The following is a 15,724-nucleotide window of genomic DNA, read 5'->3' as shown; positions in this document are numbered from 1 at the left end:
ACGTTCGACAAGTTCACGGAGCAGTTTGGAAGTATGTTCAAGACAGGCGTGGCGTCGGATTTCTCCAACAAAGAGCGAATCGTCGGACTTCTGCGATACGAATCTACACGCACCCTCCCCGGCGAAGCGACTTCGTTGACTGCATATACCGAGCGAATGCATCCTGATCAAACCGAGATCTATTACGTGCTGGGAGCGAATCGCGAGGTAGCAGACCACTCTCCGAATCTGGAGTATTTCAGGTCGAGGGAGATCGAGGTCCTGTTCTTTACCGACCCGGTCGACGTGTTCACCGTACCACATCTTGGGGAATTCGGTGGCCACTCGTTCGTCAGTGTCGAGAAGGCAGAGATCAAGGTGCCTGATTTGTCGACGGAGGACAAGAAACTGTCCAATTCATCCCGCGAGAATCTCCTTAAGGAATTGAGACTGCTATTGACCGGCAAGGTGCAGGACGTTCGCGTATCGCGCAGACTGGTTGATTCTGTTGCGACGCTTGTTGCGGGCGATGCGGGTCTGGATGCACAGACGGAGCGTGTCCTTCGAATGATCGATCGCGACTACGTTAGCGGCTCTCGGATTCTCGAGATTAATGCTTCGCATGATCTCGTGGTGAGCCTCGCCCGTGTCCTCGAGAAACGTGATATGGATCGATTCAAGAAGATCGGGATGCAGATATTTGAGGGAACCCTGCTGCTCGATGGTAACCTTGATGCTCCCGCCGATTTCGTCCAGCGTATGACGGATTTCATGGTGGAGGCGACCCGGAAGGATGTTCTCATCACGGGAAAAGATACGTCTGACGAGTAATCGGGAATGGCGAGCCGCCGACTCATCGTAACCAATGGCAGTGCTGCGGTCGGCAGAATCCGAGCGTCATTCATCCCTGCCGATCACATCATCGCGTGGAGCGACGTCTTGCACGAAGGGCCCGTGCGGATTGGTCTGAGTTCAAAGCAACTGCGGAATGATCGGGCGCGCTATCTATCGGCTCGCGAGTTCGGAGAGTTTGACAGCATCCTCGCCGAGATGTCCGAACGAGATGACATGTTCGTTCGCGGGCTCACCGAATACGACGAAGTCGTTCTCTGGTTCGAGCATGATCTGTACGACCAGCTGCAGCTCATCCAGGCGCTTGATGGAATCGCCTCCCGGTTTCCGGTTCGAGCCAGCGTGTACCTCGTTTGCCGCAGTCAGTTTGTTGGTGAGTCTTCAGTTGACGCACTTCGAGCCGCCTTTGAGGGGCGGGTCCCCATAGGAACGATGCACCTCCGCGAAGCCGCGGATGCCTGGGCTGCCTTTCGTGACGAACGTCCCGTGCGATTGAACGACATCGTGACGGCGGGTTCGTCGAAAGTCCTTCCGTTTCTGGCTGATGCATTACACCGGCTGCTGGAGGAATTACCGCATCCACAGACCGGTCTGTCGCGATCCGAAAGGCAGATACTGGAGTCGCTTCGAGTCCGTCCCGCGACACCACCGGTTCTGTTTCGAATGTGCCAGGAGCAGGAGGAAGCCAAGTTCATGGGTGATACCTCATTCTGGAGTGTACTGATACCTCTGCTGGAGTCGAGGCGTCCGCTTGTCGAACCGGAGCGGGCGCGCGGCGTGAAGACGTCCTGGAATGAGGCCGGATTTCTTACTTCCGAGCTTCGCATCACCGATGCGGGTCGGGCGGTCGCCGCTGGCCGCTCGAATTTGCTAGATCATCTGTCGATTGATCGCTGGCTGGGAGGAACACATCTGACGAATACCTGCCACTGGACCTACGGTGATCTTGAGTTGGCCGGACCGTGCAGCCGATCGTTCGACAAGACTGCAGACGAACCCCGTTCTCCAAGTTCATGTTGAGTTGGAACAAATTGCATCTTCGTGCCAAAAAGAAACCCCTGATGGTCCCTGGCGCTGAAATAGATACCCGAGACGCAACACAAGTCAACGGCAGACGGCTATGATCGAGGTCCGAAAACTCACCAAGAAGTATGGCGCCGAACGCGCCGTCGACGACATAAGCTTCAATGTCGACCAGGGTGAAGTGCTTGGCTTTCTGGGTCCGAACGGGGCGGGGAAGTCCACGACCATGAAGGTTATCACGTGCTTCCTGCCCCCGTCGGAAGGCACCGTAATCGTGGACGGTGAAGACGTCAGGAAAGAGGGGCTTCACGTCCGGCGGAAGATCGGCTACTTGCCGGAGAACACGCCCCTCTACCATGACATGACCACATACGACTACCTCCGGTTTATCGCCGACATGCGGAGCATACCGTCGTCGGAGCAGTCGGGTCGGCTCGCTGAGATGATCGATGTGTGCGGTCTCGAGACCGTGTTGGGAAAAAGGATAGAAGCGCTCTCAAAAGGCTTTCGTCAACGCGTCGGACTTGCCCAGGCGATGATACACGATCCACCCATCCTGATCCTTGACGAGCCGACCTCGGGTCTGGATCCGAACCAGATCGTAGACATCCGGGAGTTGATTAAGACCGTCGGACAGCGGAAAACCGTTATCCTGTCGACCCACATTCTCTCGGAGGTTCAGGCGTCGTGCGATCGTGTGCTGATCATCAACGAGGGAAAGCTCGTTGCCGACGGCACGCCCGACGCTCTGCTGGCAACGTTTGCAGGGGGTCAGCGCCTTCAATTCGGGATTCATCGACCGTCGACTGACGTAGACGCGAAGCTCGCTACGATAGAGGGGATACGAATTACCGATCGGCGGTCACTCGCCGATGGTGAGGTTGTCTGGTCCCTCACCGCCGACGGAGAGTCGGACTACAGATCCGTACTGTTCGCACTGGCTGTATCTGAAGGCTGGGCGCTGACAGAGTTGTATCGTGACCGGGCCAACCTTGAGGACGTGTTCCGCCAGCTCACAACAACCGAAGAAGCCGCTTAGGCGCGACCAACATGCACGAGACATGGATCTTGACGAAACGCGAGCTGCGGGCCTACTTCGACAGCCCCGCTGCCTACGTAGTACTCAGCGTGTTCCTGCTTATCACGGGATGGTTCTTTGCGAACTCGCTGTTTCTCGATAACCTCGCATCACTGCGCTCGGTATTCGACATCGTGCCGTTCATCTTTCTCTTCTTCATTCCGGCAATTACCATGTCGACGTTTGCGGAAGAACGGCGCTCCGGAACGATTGAGCTCCTGATGACGCTGCCCGTGAAAGACTGGCAGGTGATAGCAGCTAAGCTGGTTGCCGTCTCGATCCTTCTTGTCGTGGCGATTAGCCTCACGCTTCTATACGCAGCAACCGTCGCGACGCTTGGCGACATTGATGCAGGCGCTGCGGTGGGCGGCTATATCGGACTCGTATTGCTGGGCGTCGCCTGTTCGGCAATCGGGCTCTTCGCATCCAGTCTTACACGCAACCAGATCATCGCCTTCATCATCGGCTTCGCAATCATATTTGCGCTGTATCTGGTAGACCGTGTAACCGTCTTCTTCCCGGGATGGCTTTCCGGATTTCTCCAGTATCTCGGCATCGACTTCCATTATCAAAATTTGCTGAGGGGCGTCATAGATACACGTGACGTTCTGTACTACGTCTCGGTCACCGCGTTCTTCAGCCTGCTCACGGCCTACAATCTGGCTAGGCGGCCGGAATGATCGGTCGTCAGGGCATCGAGCAAACAGCAGACTAACATGAAGCGAGACTGGACTACAAGATCAAGCATCGTGCTCATCGGTGGGATCATCGTCGTGATCAACCTGATCGGGTTGACGATATTCGGCCGACTTGACCTGACGGACGACAACGTGTACTCGTTGTCAGACGCGTCGGTCAAACTTGCCCAGGAATTGGAGGACCCCGTCACCTTCAAGGCGTTCTTCACGGACGATTTACCTGCACCGTACAGTGCGAATCGTCGATTCCTTAAGGACAAGCTGGATGACTACCGCGCCTACGCGGGCAGCAACGTCCAGTACCGCTTTATCGACCCGGGTCAGGACGAGGAAGTGGCAGAAGAGGCGCGGCGATTTCGTATTCCTCCGGTCCAGATTCAGGTGATAGAGAAGGACAATGTTCAATTGAAGAATGCGTACATGGGCATGTCCATCGAATACGGTGGAGAGCGAGAGGTCATCCCGGTCGTCCAGGACCTGTCGACGCTCGAGTACGACATCACGAGTGCCATTCGCAGGCTGACCCGCGACGAACTGCCAACAGTTGGCTTCCTGGCTGGCCACGGCGAGCCGAACGTGTTTCAGGATATGCCGTCGTTGCGACAGGGGCTCGGTCGCAACTATGAGGTTGTGGAGGTCAATGTCGTTGACTCTACCCTCGATCGTTTGCCGGACGCATTGCTAATCGTGGCTCCAACGGACACGATACCGGATCTGCATTTGCGGGCCATCGATAGCTATGTGATGGACGGAGGACGTCTGGGCTTGATGCTCAACACTGTCTCTGCCGATCTGCAGGCCGGTCAGGCGACGGCTCAGAGCGTGGGACTCGAACCGGTACTGGAGGCTTACGGTGTAGGCCTTCGAACTGATCTCGTTACCGATCTGCAGAGTTCGGCGGTGACGGTACAGCAGCAATCCGGATTTTTCAACATCGCGCGTCAGATCGAGTATCCGTTCTTCCCGATTGCATCCAGGTTCAATCCCGACAACTTGATGGTGAGTCGACTGCGTGAGGTAGTATTCTACTTTGTCAGTTCGGTGGATACGACGGCCACGCTTCCAGCTGGTGTGGAGGTTCAACCTCTCGTGTATTCCACGGCTCGAAGCGCGACGCAGGAAGGATTCTTCTTTATCCAGCCGATGATGGAGGGCCGCCCCAATTACAGCGACGGTCCTTTCATTCTGTCGGCGGCCTACACGGGCACGTTCCCGAGTGCGTATGACCGGTCAAGAGAGAGCGTATCGAGTCGTATTGTGGTCGTCGGGGACGGTGACTTCATTAACGAATCAGTCCTTGGTCGTATTCCGGGCAACATCGAGTTTGGCCTCAACATGGTTGACTGGCTGGTGCAGGAAAGCGATTTGCTCACGATCCGGTCGAAGAAAATCGAACCCCGCGCGCTTCGGGAGGTCAACGAGAATCTGAGGCCGTGGATCAAGTACGGGAATATGCTGGCTCCGGCGCTTTTGATCGTCGTCTTTGGACTCGTTCGTTGGCGTCGACGGGACGCGCGTCAGTTCGTCATGAGAGACTCGGCCGAGCTCTAGTTAGTGCACGAAGTAAAGTTATTCAGGGTCACTGTTTACCGTTACTAATCCAACAGCATGAGCAGAATTGGTTTACTTGTCGGTGCGCTCGTCACGGTGGTCGTTATCGCCTGGCTCGCCGGTGCATTCGACTCGGACTACACCACTGTCGAACTGCCGGAGTGGACATTCGATCGGGATCTGGCAGATCGGATCACGCTTGCGACGCCTGCGGATACCGTCGTTATTGCGCGCAGCGGCGATCGATGGCGCATGAACGTGCCCGTCGAGTCGGTGGTCGATTCCACGCGCACAAACCAGCTGTTGGACGAACTGGAGGAGTTAAGCTTCGCCTCCGTTGTATCGACAAATCCTGAGCGTCAGGTCAAGTTCGGTGTGGATTCCCTTGGCTCGTCGATTGTCGTTCATGCGGGTAATGACGAAAGACGGCTCATCGTGGGCAACAGCGGTCCCGACTATCAGACTGTCTACGTCAGGCTTGGTGGTGACGATCGTGTCCTCTCAAGTCGAGGTAGGGTGTCGATTAACGCAACGGCAGAGTACTGGCGCGACCGCACGATCATGTCCGTGCCGGGAGACGCCGTCACGGGAGTCCGAGTCGAAATGTCGGACGGCAGTTTCGGTGTTTCGAGGTTATCCGGACGATGGATGCTGGAGGAGGCAGGCGCCTCGGCCATCGCGGATTCGAGTGCTGTCGCGCGATGGATACGTCGGTTCGCTCCTCTCACGGGATCACGATTCGCAACAGAGGAGGCGTTCGAGAGTGCCTCCCATCTTGCGATCATCACGTTCGATACGGCGGGCGGTAGTTCAGCCGGCCTCGAGCTGCGTGACAGCGGGAGTGAGTTGCTGGCTCGTCGACCCGGATCTCGGGACGTGCTGACGATCTCAGCCGGAATGCAGGCGTCGTTGTTGCCGGCGGCGACTTCGCTTAGCGCCGACCGCTAGTCGCAAGCGCAGCGCGTAAACGTCAGGAGCCGAATCCCTCCTGATAGTCGGCGATCGACGCTGCGACCACTTTCGTCGCGTGGTCTACGCCGTAGACGGACTCGATCGACACATTCACCGGCGTTCCCGGCACCTGCTTGTACGTCTCGAAGTAATGACGAATCCGTTCGATGAAGACGACCGGAAGGTCGGAGATGTCGCGGGCCTCGCTCCACACAATGTCGCTCTCAAGCACGGCCACGATCTTGTCGTCTGCCTCACCGTGGTCGACCATCTGAATGCCGCCTACGACACGGGCGTTCACAATAATCTCGGCACGATCGATCGGCCGCTCGGAGACAACGCAAATGTCGAGGGGATCGTGGTCGCCGCGCGCGGCCGTCGGGGACAACTCGCAGACCTGACGTGAGCAGTAGGTTCTCGGGATGAACCCGTACAGGGTGGGCGGCTGAGACGAACTACGGTTTGGCCGATCGACCATGAGGTAGCCGGTCGATTTGTCAATCTCGTACTTCACCAGGTCGAACGGCGTTATCTCGATATACGCCTGGACGATTCCCGGGGCACGGTCACCAGTCTTCAGACCATGCCAGGGATGGGGTCGCCATCGGTAGAACGGGGCAGGGAATTCCATCGGACTCGGACAGTTTGTGCGTGCTGACCTATCCAGAATACGAACGTCGGCGCCGCCAGACCGGCCAAAGGTCTAGAACGGCTTGAACAGTGCGAAGTATGCTGCAGCCAGCACGAGAAACGGCGTCGCGATCAGCAGGAGCCGAGCCAGGGTCTTGTCGCGGTACGGGACCGCCATGACTCCCGAGAGGACCAGCCAGATGGCCAGCTTTGGCCACACCCATCCCGGAATTCCTGTCATCTGGTCACCAAGTCTTGCCAGCAGCCCAAATCCCGCCAACAGAATCAGGAAGGACCCGATGCCATGGAGGATGAGCACGAGCCGGCGCACTGCATTCGCTTTCTTGTCCGAGCTGTTCAGGGCGTGAACGTACACACCGCCGAGCGCAACCAGCATCATCGCGATGCCAAAAATATGCAGGACCTTGTAAAATGCGTAAGGCATAAGGATTCATGTCAGTTGGGTGAGAAGTCTGTGCTCGAAACTACGAACCGTAGCACGACAAAGGTGTTCGTTCGCCCTACGAATCAGCTTGATGGTGACAGCAGCCTCTGAGCCGTTCCTGAACTACCATATCCCTGTGCGGAGGCCGACTCCAGCAGCAGGCCATCAACAAAAAGACGGATCGTAGCCTTGCCCTCGCGCTCGACGTCAGCACACGTAGCAGTAACGCGCGCAAGGAACGACTCATCAACCGGGACCTTCACAGAGTCGATCCAGTCAAGAGGCTCCTCCGGAAGCTCCTGATCAACTCCAAGGGAGTCGCGATAAATGATGTTGCACGTCCGGTATGTGCCGAACACCTCGTAGACGACGGAGGTCTTCGGTGTGACGTCGCCTCCGTTGTCGTCGACAGTCGGTTCGGTGGAGTCGCAGCCGGCCATCGGCCCGACCCCGAGCAGCAACGTCAAAACCAGGTGGAATGGCTTCATTACTCATTAAGGCAAATCTTTGTGGGATTCGAAGGTTACGCGTCATGCCCGGAGCAGTCAATTCGGTCGGTCGCGATGCGTATGAAATCGAGATTGATTCGTTCAGAGCGGGGTGTGGGCGGTGCTCACTCGAGTGAATGGAATGCACTTGCCAGGAGCTCCCACGAGGCCCGCACGTGATCAAGCGTCGTATTCGGTTGGCCAACGCAGAACCGGAGCACGAATTGGCCATCTACGGAGGTGTGTGTGATAAACATTCTACCCGTTGAGTTCACCTGCTCCATAGCGCGTCGATTGATTTCATCCCCTCCGCGATGGCGGAAGCAAACCAGGTTGAGTCGCGGCGTCCTAACAATCTCGAAACCGGAGTCGGCGGCGATCCATTCGCGCAGCGCGCTGGCTATCGCTACGTGCCGCCGGATATGTTCTCTTAGACCTCGGGCACCGTACGCCCGCATTGTGAACCACAGCTTGAGGGCCCTGAACCTGCGGCCTAGCGGTATCTGCCAGTCGCGATAGTCGATCACAAGTCCCGAATCGGTCGCCGCGTTTCGCAAGTACTCTGGTAGAATCGACAACGCTTCGAGGAGATCGTTCCGGTCCTTCACGTAGAAGCAGTCACAATCGAAATTCGTCAGCAACCACTTGTGCGGATTGAAGCAGTAGCTGTCCGCTAGCTCCAACCCGGCATGCACGAATCGGAATTCCGGGCAGACGGCCGCTGATCCCGCCATGGCGCCATCAACGTGAAGCCACAATCCGAACTCGCTGCAGATCGAACCGATCTCTTCCAGTGGATCGAACGCCAGCGTGGATGTTGTGCCGGCGATCGCGCAGACGAAGAATGGTTGATGGCCCGCTTGACGATCCGCCAGAATCTGGTCTCGGAGATCAGTCACATCCATGGCGCGATCTGCACTGCACCTGATTGTTCGAAGATTCTCGCGCCCGATACCGGCAATGCCGGCGGCTTTTGACACGGAGGAGTGAGCATCCTTTGAGGCGTAAGCCGTAAGAACCCCGGTCGAATCGACGGTCTTGCCTGCGCCACGACGGTGTCGGTCCCTCGCGGCGAGCATGGCGCAGAGCGTTGCACTGGAGGCCGAATCCTGGATGACTCCGCCACCGCTGCCTGTTGACCGAAAACTCTCGGGCAACCCCAGAAGATCAATCAACCAGTCCAGCACCCGCGTCTCCAGTTCCGTACATGCCGGACTCGTCGACCACGACATCCCCTGCACGCCGAGACCAGCAGAGAGAAGCTCGCCTAGAATTGAGGGGTACGACGTATTTGCCGGAAAGTAGCCGTAGAAATTCGGCGATTGCCAGTGTGTTATACCAGGCATGACGACGCGATCCACGTCGGCAAGAATACGTTCGAACGGCTCGGGCTCTTCAGGCGGCGACCCCGGAAGTAGATCGCAGATCTCACCAGGCTTTACCTGGGACCGTACTGGATACTTCTCGACCGTGGCATAGTAGTCAGCAATCCAGTCAACGATCTCCCTGCCGAAGTGACGGAATTCGTCGGCCGTCATTCCGGGGTTGACTTCTTGTCGTGCGGTGGCGCGGGTATCTTCACCGGCACCTTCATGTTCGTGGGGTCTCACTTCCGAATCCACACCTCCAACCCGGGACCCGCAACATCAAAGCTGTGCTCTCCGCCGCTCGAATTCACAGGGGAGACGTTCGGGACACCCGCAACATGGTTCACAATATCGGAGTCCGCCGCCTGCGTCCAGGTACCCGCGGGCAACTTACCGACGGAGAATGTAGCAGGGGATTCATCCGTGTTGATCAGTACCAGTACCGTCTGATCTACTATGTATCCTAGCAGGTGCTCATTTGTTGGCAGAAGCCAGTCATAGTATCCATCCGGAGCCGCTGTCCCTCTTCGGAAGACGGCACCGTAGCTGCTCTTTCGAAGCGCTATCAACCCCTTCCAATAGTCGATCATCGACTGGTAGTTGTTTGCTACGCCGGCGTCGGTAGAGTTTGCCCCGACATGGTCCCAGACGAATGTGTTCGCGGTACGAAGGTTGTATGTGTCTCGTTTTCCGTGAATGCTTATCGGCCCGCTTTCCGTTCGCTTTACGATCTCCTCGAGTGGCGCATGTCCCTTGCTGCGCATCATCTCGGTGCCGCCGTGGATGACGACCGGTCCGAGTGACGTAAACAGAAGCGTGGCGGCAATCTTGAAATTCACTTCATGTACACCGTGGCGCCCGTCCCAATCTGTGACGGCGAACTGATCCGCGAGCGCCCAGTTGTCGTGAATGTCGAGGTAATTGATGCCACGATTCGGCTCCATCTCCTCGGGGAAACTGTTCGTGAGTCCCAACATCACTCGGTCACGGATAGAGGAATCGCCACCGGCAAATCCGCGGTCCGTCCTCTTGTCGACCGGATTCGACACAGGGCCCTTGAATGCATTCCGCGCATCATCCTGAAAGAAGGTGATGGGAGCATCCGACTTGTACCACGCCCAGTCTGGATTCGCCGCGACCTGTGGGTCGGACGGGGCGATCCACGGTTCACCATACAGGATGATGTCTTCGGGTAGCTCTTTCTTGAGGCGCAGCAGGGTCTGCTCGTCGATCTGTCCTGCGAGATCAATTCGGAAACCGTCGATGCCAAACTCTCGCACAAAGTGGAGGCACTGGTCGATGATCCACCGCTGAACCATCGGGCGATCCTCGGTCTTGATCTCGTTTCCGAACGGGCCAATGTGCTCCAGATCGTCGTTGGTGCGGAAGTAGTACGACTTGTCGATTCCGTTCAGATTCAGATTATAGTTCCGGCCGTCCATGTTCTCGCCCGTGTGGTTCGGGACAATGTCGATGATTACGGCAATGCCTTTCTCATGAAACGCCGCGACGAGGTCGCGAAACTCCTGACGTTGCGCGCCGAAATCGGAATCGCGGCTGCGATATCGCGTTTCGATTGCGAATGCGTGGGTCGTACGATAGCCCCACTGGTAGTTCTCCTCGTTGATGCCCTGCTCCTTCATGTAAGCGTCATTCATGAAGGCCCGTCTCCACTCGTCGTTAGGGTAATGGAGGTATTCCTGCACGGGCATCAGGTGAACCACATTGATACCGAGGTCGACCAGGTAATCGAAACCGACTCGTGCCCGTCGGCTATTCTTGACTCCGGGCTTAACCATAGCAGGCAGCGTGCCGCTGATGTTGTCGGGCACATTCAGGCCGTCAGTGAAATCCTGCACGTGGACCTCATACGCAATCACGTCTTCCATCGGTGGACGGCCGTCGGCGAGAGGGGGCGCGGGTCGCAGCTTGCGCCACACTCGGCTCTTCCCGAATGCCTCGACATTGACGCGTGCATACGGATCGCTGACGTGGCTGCCCGTCGATTCGAAAAATGCATTGCCGGGATCGGTAGGACCGGAGATCCTGAAGTCGTAGTAGACGCCATGGTGATCTCCCTCTTCGGTAGCCTCCCATACACCGTTCACGTCGGGCGTCATCTCGACGACTCGCGCGGCTTCCGAGTGAGTCGCGAAGGCATCGAGATACAGATAAAGCCGAACCTGCTGGGCTCGCGGCGCAAACAGGCGGAACGTCGTTTCGCTCCCATCGGACGCGATCTCGGCGCCGAGCGGCTTTGACGAATACAGCGTTCGGAACCATGGGTCTCGTCGGCAGAGCGCACGTAGTCCTGAACCGACGGACTCGACGTAGTAGACTCGTCTGATGTCAAGATCGACCGCCGGAACGAGGAGTGACTCGGTCGCGGTGTTTGGAATGATGGCTTCAATCGGTATCTCAACGCCGGCGCCGTTGGTAAGTCGATAATCCTCGGTGTTCAGAGAGCGAGGTGTCTCTCCACCTGATAAGTTCAGCCAGATTGCGCGTGGACCTCTTATCTCCGCAAACAAGCGGCCGGCCCCATCGAAGATGAGATTACCACCAACCTCATTGACGGCTTGCGGTGGCGGCGCCAGCCAGTCCCCGGCACTAATTCGATACTTGAATGGTACGCCCGGGCCGAGTTTGTCGAGCCGATCCCCGTCGATTCGAAGTGTCCAGAGGCCGGAGCTCGAGGCGTCTCGCCGCAGCTGCCATTCGGAGGCTCCCATATCGTCACTCCACGCTCTGAACGCACCGGTCACGACTACTCGCGTGGGTTGTGCGATTCCATACACGGCCTCGTCAAATACGAAGGTGGCGTGGTCAGATCCTACGGCAAAGCCCTGAAGCCTTTCGTCCGTGCTGAAATCCTGTCCTAAAGAGACAATGGAGGATATCGCGAGGATCGATAGTGATGCGATGAAGTTGGTCATGAGATCCACTGATCTGGTCATACCTGGGAAAGCGAGTCGTGGGAAAGCGACCCGGGTGTCCAAATGTAGCAAATTCGTAGAGTCAACTCCCTAATCCGCGCTCGGTCAAAGAACCCTGATGTTGTTTTTCGACTCAAATCCTGCTATTGTGTCACGATTACCAAAACGGGGGTTGCCAGGATGGCTCTTCAATCACAGACCGCAGCGACGAGTGGGCGGAGCGTGGCGCAGCTGGAGGACGAGGTCAGTCGTTTGCAGTCGGCCGTGCAAGAGCTTGCCGTCCTGAATGATATTGCTGTATCCGCGAGCAAAGCGTCCGACGTTGCCGACGTGCTCGAGGTGATTATCAACAAGTCGATCAAGGCAATACGGGCCGAGCAGGGCTCGATCATGCTTGTCACTGAGCAGCAGGATGCCCCCCTCAAGACGCTAATTCGGCAGGAAGACCGGACGACTGGCGCCGTGCCCTACAAAGTCGGGATCAACATAACGGGCTGGGTCCTGCAGAACCAGCAATTGCTTGTTGTGGACGATCTCGCGACTGATTCTCGCTTTCCCGGCATCGGTTCATCCACGGGCGACATCAAGTCAGTGATGGCTGTTCCGATTCGTCACCGTGCGAAGATGATTGGCATCTTGCTTGCCGTCAACAAGAAGTCGGGGGAGGGGTTTTCAGAAGGCGATCAGAGGCTCCTCGGAATCATTTCGTCGCAGTCGGGCCAGCTGATCCAGAACATGCAGTTGCAGGAGGAATCTCGCCAGAGGGCGCGCATGGAGCAGGAGCTGTCCCTGGCGCGGAATATTCAGACCGGGCTTCTTCCCACAGATGAGCCTGAGCGCGATACGATGGCGGTTGCCAGCTACTTCGAGGCTGCCGACGAGGTTAGCGGCGACTACTACGACTATTTTGAGCTTCCCCAGTCGAAGCTGGGCGCGATAATGGCGGATGTGTCCGGACACGGTGCTTCGTCGGCGCTTGTGATGACGATGCTAAAGGGCATTCTTCAGGCTACGATACTCCGTTACGAATCGCCGGCACAGGTTGTCACCGAACTCAATGTAATTCTGTGTCGACTGCTGCCAGCCGAGATGTTTGTCACGATGGTATTCCTTGAGTTCGATGCCTCCGCTCGGACACTCCGCTATGCCAATGCGGGACACAATCCCCTGGTCTGGTTCAGGGCTTCGAAGGGCGAGACCATCGAGGAGCATCAGCCTGGCCCTGCGGTCGGCATTCTCGGCTCGGCCAACTACAAGATCAAAGAGCTTGAAATGGAGCCCGATGACGTTATCGTAACGTACACCGACGGACTGACCGAGGCCTTCAACGAGGACCGCGAGATGTTTGGAGACGAGCGACTCGTCCAGGCCGTAGATGCCTGCAAGGGCGATAGTGCTGAAGGAATCGTAAAGGGCATAATGGAGCGTCTGAATGCGTTCACGAAGGACTATGCCCAATCGGATGATATTGCGATCATAGCCATTAAGGTCAACGGGTAAGTGCCATGAGTCGGGAATTCAAGCGAAGCTTTGAGGCACTGGACGAGGTCTTTGCCTTCGCTGACCAGTTCTTCGACGAGCATAAGGTCGGGGGCAAGACCGCCTTCGCGCTGAAGCTCGCTATCGAAGAGGTGTTCACGAACTTCGTGAAGTACAACCCCGATAGTCCCCAGCTTGTGACCATCGAGCTCGAAGAGACGGACGGGGATGTTGTCGTAACGCTGATTGACCCGGATACGAATCCCTTCGATATCACCGAATACGACCTTGCCGACACGACGTCGGCGTTGGAAGACCGAACACCGGGTGGACTCGGTATTTATCTGGTCCGCAAGATGGTGGACGATGTTCAATTTGAACACGCCGACCGTCAGAGTACGATCATCTTAATCAAAACCGCTGGACACTAGCATGTTGGATATTCAGTTTCGAGGGGACGACCTCCTAACCCTGGCAGGCCGATTCGATGCCTCGCAGGTGGAGCATGCGATGGAGGTGTTCAACACAATCGAGGCTTCTTGCCGCGTCGATTTCGGCGAACTCGACTACATTTCCAGCGCCGGCCTGGGCGTACTGCTCAAGGCGCAGAAGCGTCTCAGCGAGTCGGGCCAGAGCCTGACTCTCGCCAATATGAACAACCATATCAAGGACGTGTTTGTGTATGCCGGCTTCGATGCGGTATTCACCATAGACTAGACTACAGGCTGTAAAGTCTTGTTGGATGGTTCGTTAAACGCCTACCAACTTTTTCGCGCATGATCTGTAATTCGACCAAGAAGGCGCACTGATGTCTGAGCTAAGTGACCAGGCCATTGTGCGCAAAGTGCTTGCCGGCGAGACGGCGGCCTTTACGTTCCTTGTAGATCGGTACGAGCGTGTGGTGTTTAACGCCGCATACCGTATTACGAGCGATCGGCAGGACGCGGAGGACGTCACTCAGACGGTGTTCATGAAAGTGTTTGAGAACTTGCGCGTTTACAATTCGAGATATCGATTCTACAGCTGGATGTACCGTATTGCGGTGAACGAGGCCCTGAATCATCAGGCGCGGAGTCGTAATCGGACGTCGGTTGATATTGAGGAGACGCGAGAGCCGGGCGAAGTGGATCAGAGTCTGGAGTCGAAGGAGCTGGAAGAGCAGGTGCAAGAGGCCATTTTCGCTCTGGAGCCCGGAGATCGTGCGCTGGTTGTACTCAAACATTTTCAGGGATTCTCGTACGACGAAATCTCGTTCATTCTCGATTTGCCCATCCGCAAAGTGAAGTCGAGACTGTATACGGCCCGGCAGCGCTTGAAAGAGCAACTGATTAATACCAGAGTGGCCGGCACATGAAAGATTCGGACTTTATTGATCTCGCAAACAAAGTGATCGATGGTTTCGGCACGGAGCACGACATCGAGGCTCTTGATGCCGTAATGCACGATTCCACGCACCGACGCCTGGAGTACGAGCAGCTTTCGACCGTAGCGAGCATACTGGACGCAGTCCGGCCTGTCGAGCCACCGGCTGATTTGCGAAATCGAATCCTGGCTTCACTTCCGTTAACGGAGAAGGTGAGCCCGGAGTCGCGGGTTGCGAGTGCGTGGCGTTCCGTGGTTGATGCGATCAGTGCCCGGCCGCAGGCATCGTTGGCTTACGCCGTTATAGGAGGGCTCGTGATCGGGATGGTCGGTTTCGGCGCCTTCAGCGGATCTCTGGGCACTGGCGAGTCGAACGTGTTTGGAACGATGTCGTCATATAGCTCATCGGAAGCGTTTGCTCGTGTCGACGAGGCTCGTGTGAGCGGCTCCGGCCTGGAGGCCAGCCTGTCGCTGGTCGTTTCCGAAGAAGCGTTTCGCGTCGAGATGGATTTGCTCACCGAAAGTCCGACGGATGTCGAGCTGACCGTGCAGCCCCGGGAAAGAAAGTGGGCGGGAATACTCAGGGCAGAAGGCTCGTCCAATTTCAGCGCAAGTGTTGGCGAGAGCATGGTGGTGCTCCGGCGCCTCGAAAGCGGTATATATGCGTTTGTCGGTAGTGTAGACGAACTGCCGATGGCCGGCTCTCGAGTGGACGTAGCTTTCCGTTCGGGCGAAACGATACTCGCCAGCGCTACGCTCGATTTCCAATAAGAAAGCTGCAACAATTTCCAACATTGCTGTTGGATCTCTGTATTTGACACAGACACGGCGGTAGGACCGCGACTCTTACTGCAGATACTTCAAACCGAATTTCTTGACAACGAG

Annotated in this window: 16 protein-coding genes; 11 read left to right on the top strand and 5 right to left on the bottom strand. The window is 56.8% G+C overall.

Features of this window, described 5'->3' with window-relative positions:
• The 6 genes from HKN37_12280 to HKN37_12255 all read left to right on the top strand — a co-directional run.
• Positions 1 to 810: molecular chaperone HtpG (locus HKN37_12280; protein ID NNE47422.1), on the top strand; the 810-nt coding region annotated here is incomplete at its 5' end.
• 6 nt (positions 811 to 816) lie between these two features.
• Positions 817 to 1,851 carry a DUF1835 domain-containing protein gene (locus tag HKN37_12275; GenBank protein ID NNE47421.1) on the top strand — a complete coding sequence of 345 codons (1,035 nt, stop codon included), beginning with the start codon at positions 817 to 819 and terminating at the stop codon, positions 1,849 to 1,851.
• Between the two features lie 100 nt (positions 1,852 to 1,951).
• Positions 1,952 to 2,893: an ATP-binding cassette domain-containing protein gene (locus HKN37_12270; protein NNE47420.1), complete on the top strand. Its 942-nt coding sequence runs from the start codon at positions 1,952 to 1,954 to the stop codon at positions 2,891 to 2,893.
• A gap of 11 nt (positions 2,894 to 2,904) precedes the next feature.
• Positions 2,905 to 3,612: an ABC transporter permease subunit gene (locus HKN37_12265; GenBank protein ID NNE47419.1), complete on the top strand. Its 708-nt coding sequence runs from the start codon at positions 2,905 to 2,907 to the stop codon at positions 3,610 to 3,612.
• A 36-nt stretch (positions 3,613 to 3,648) separates the two neighbouring features.
• Positions 3,649 to 5,181, top strand: a complete 1,533-nt coding sequence (locus HKN37_12260; protein ID NNE47418.1) for a GldG family protein — start codon at positions 3,649 to 3,651, stop codon at positions 5,179 to 5,181.
• Positions 5,182 to 5,238: 57 nt separating this feature from the next.
• Positions 5,239 to 6,129, top strand: a complete 891-nt coding sequence (locus HKN37_12255; protein ID NNE47417.1) for a DUF4340 domain-containing protein — start codon at positions 5,239 to 5,241, stop codon at positions 6,127 to 6,129.
• Between the two features lie 22 nt (positions 6,130 to 6,151).
• Here the strand turns inward: HKN37_12255 and HKN37_12250 are convergent, their stop codons facing one another.
• From HKN37_12250 to HKN37_12230, 5 genes are all read right to left on the bottom strand, one after another.
• Positions 6,152 to 6,763, bottom strand: a complete 612-nt coding sequence (locus HKN37_12250) for an inorganic pyrophosphatase (GenBank protein NNE47416.1) — start codon at positions 6,761 to 6,763, stop codon at positions 6,152 to 6,154.
• Between the two features lie 72 nt (positions 6,764 to 6,835).
• Positions 6,836 to 7,207: a hypothetical protein gene (locus HKN37_12245; protein NNE47415.1), complete on the bottom strand. Its 372-nt coding sequence runs from the start codon at positions 7,205 to 7,207 to the stop codon at positions 6,836 to 6,838.
• 83 nt (positions 7,208 to 7,290) lie between these two features.
• Positions 7,291 to 7,695, bottom strand: a complete 405-nt coding sequence (locus tag HKN37_12240) for a hypothetical protein (GenBank protein NNE47414.1) — start codon at positions 7,693 to 7,695, stop codon at positions 7,291 to 7,293.
• 125 nt (positions 7,696 to 7,820) lie between these two features.
• Entirely contained in the window at positions 7,821 to 9,233 is a 1,413-nt protein-coding gene (locus HKN37_12235) for an aspartate aminotransferase family protein (GenBank protein NNE47413.1), read from the bottom strand.
• A 68-nt stretch (positions 9,234 to 9,301) separates the two neighbouring features.
• Positions 9,302 to 11,998, bottom strand: a complete 2,697-nt coding sequence (locus HKN37_12230; GenBank protein ID NNE47412.1) for a pullulanase — start codon at positions 11,996 to 11,998, stop codon at positions 9,302 to 9,304.
• 180 nt (positions 11,999 to 12,178) lie between these two features.
• Here HKN37_12230 and HKN37_12225 point away from each other — a divergent pair, with 180 nt between their 5' ends.
• From HKN37_12225 to HKN37_12205, 5 genes are all read left to right on the top strand, one after another.
• Positions 12,179 to 13,498 (top strand): SpoIIE family protein phosphatase, encoded by a 1,320-nt coding sequence (locus tag HKN37_12225; GenBank protein ID NNE47411.1) that lies wholly within the window; start codon positions 12,179 to 12,181, stop codon positions 13,496 to 13,498.
• A 5-nt stretch (positions 13,499 to 13,503) separates the two neighbouring features.
• The gene (locus HKN37_12220; GenBank protein NNE47410.1) at positions 13,504 to 13,908 is read left to right on the top strand and encodes an ATP-binding protein; all 405 of its coding nucleotides are present in this window, start codon (positions 13,504 to 13,506) and stop codon (positions 13,906 to 13,908) included.
• Between the two features lies 1 nt (position 13,909).
• Positions 13,910 to 14,194: an STAS domain-containing protein gene (locus tag HKN37_12215; protein NNE47409.1), complete on the top strand. Its 285-nt coding sequence runs from the start codon at positions 13,910 to 13,912 to the stop codon at positions 14,192 to 14,194.
• Positions 14,195 to 14,285: 91 nt separating this feature from the next.
• Positions 14,286 to 14,831, top strand: coding sequence for a sigma-70 family RNA polymerase sigma factor (locus HKN37_12210; protein ID NNE47408.1), 546 nt, complete (start codon positions 14,286 to 14,288; stop codon positions 14,829 to 14,831).
• A complete protein-coding gene (locus tag HKN37_12205; GenBank protein NNE47407.1) occupies positions 14,828 to 15,610 on the top strand; it encodes a hypothetical protein in 783 nt (260 codons plus the stop codon). The genes HKN37_12210 and HKN37_12205 overlap by 4 nt, the downstream gene beginning before the upstream one ends.
• The last annotated feature ends 114 nt before the right edge of the window (positions 15,611 to 15,724 follow it).

It is taken from the genome of Rhodothermales bacterium (genome assembly GCA_013002345.1).
GTDB lineage: Bacteria > Bacteroidota > Rhodothermia > Rhodothermales > JABDKH01 > JABDKH01.
The sequence above is the reverse complement of the archived record's forward strand: the minus strand, read 5'-3'. Positions and strand labels throughout refer to the sequence as shown.

Excerpts from the sequence above, each read along its gene's own strand:
- HKN37_12275 (NNE47421.1), top strand. The coding sequence starts at position 817 with ATGGCGAGCCGCCGACTCATCGTAACCAATGGCAGTGCTGCGGTCGGC.
- HKN37_12270 (NNE47420.1), top strand. The coding sequence starts at position 1,952 with ATGATCGAGGTCCGAAAACTCACCAAGAAGTATGGCGCCGAACGCGCC.
- HKN37_12265 (NNE47419.1), top strand. The coding sequence starts at position 2,905 with ATGCACGAGACATGGATCTTGACGAAACGCGAGCTGCGGGCCTACTTC.
- HKN37_12260 (NNE47418.1), top strand. The coding sequence starts at position 3,649 with ATGAAGCGAGACTGGACTACAAGATCAAGCATCGTGCTCATCGGTGGG.
- HKN37_12255 (NNE47417.1), top strand. The coding sequence starts at position 5,239 with ATGAGCAGAATTGGTTTACTTGTCGGTGCGCTCGTCACGGTGGTCGTT.
- HKN37_12250 (NNE47416.1), bottom strand. The coding sequence starts at position 6,763 with ATGGAATTCCCTGCCCCGTTCTACCGATGGCGACCCCATCCCTGGCAT.
- HKN37_12245 (NNE47415.1), bottom strand. The coding sequence starts at position 7,207 with ATGCCTTACGCATTTTACAAGGTCCTGCATATTTTTGGCATCGCGATG.
- HKN37_12240 (NNE47414.1), bottom strand. The coding sequence starts at position 7,695 with ATGAAGCCATTCCACCTGGTTTTGACGTTGCTGCTCGGGGTCGGGCCG.
- HKN37_12235 (NNE47413.1), bottom strand. The coding sequence starts at position 9,233 with ATGACGGCCGACGAATTCCGTCACTTCGGCAGGGAGATCGTTGACTGG.
- HKN37_12230 (NNE47412.1), bottom strand. The coding sequence starts at position 11,998 with ATGACCAACTTCATCGCATCACTATCGATCCTCGCGATATCCTCCATT.
- HKN37_12225 (NNE47411.1), top strand. The coding sequence starts at position 12,179 with ATGGCTCTTCAATCACAGACCGCAGCGACGAGTGGGCGGAGCGTGGCG.
- HKN37_12220 (NNE47410.1), top strand. The coding sequence starts at position 13,504 with ATGAGTCGGGAATTCAAGCGAAGCTTTGAGGCACTGGACGAGGTCTTT.
- HKN37_12215 (NNE47409.1), top strand. The coding sequence starts at position 13,910 with ATGTTGGATATTCAGTTTCGAGGGGACGACCTCCTAACCCTGGCAGGC.
- HKN37_12210 (NNE47408.1), top strand. The coding sequence starts at position 14,286 with ATGTCTGAGCTAAGTGACCAGGCCATTGTGCGCAAAGTGCTTGCCGGC.
- HKN37_12205 (NNE47407.1), top strand. The coding sequence starts at position 14,828 with ATGAAAGATTCGGACTTTATTGATCTCGCAAACAAAGTGATCGATGGT.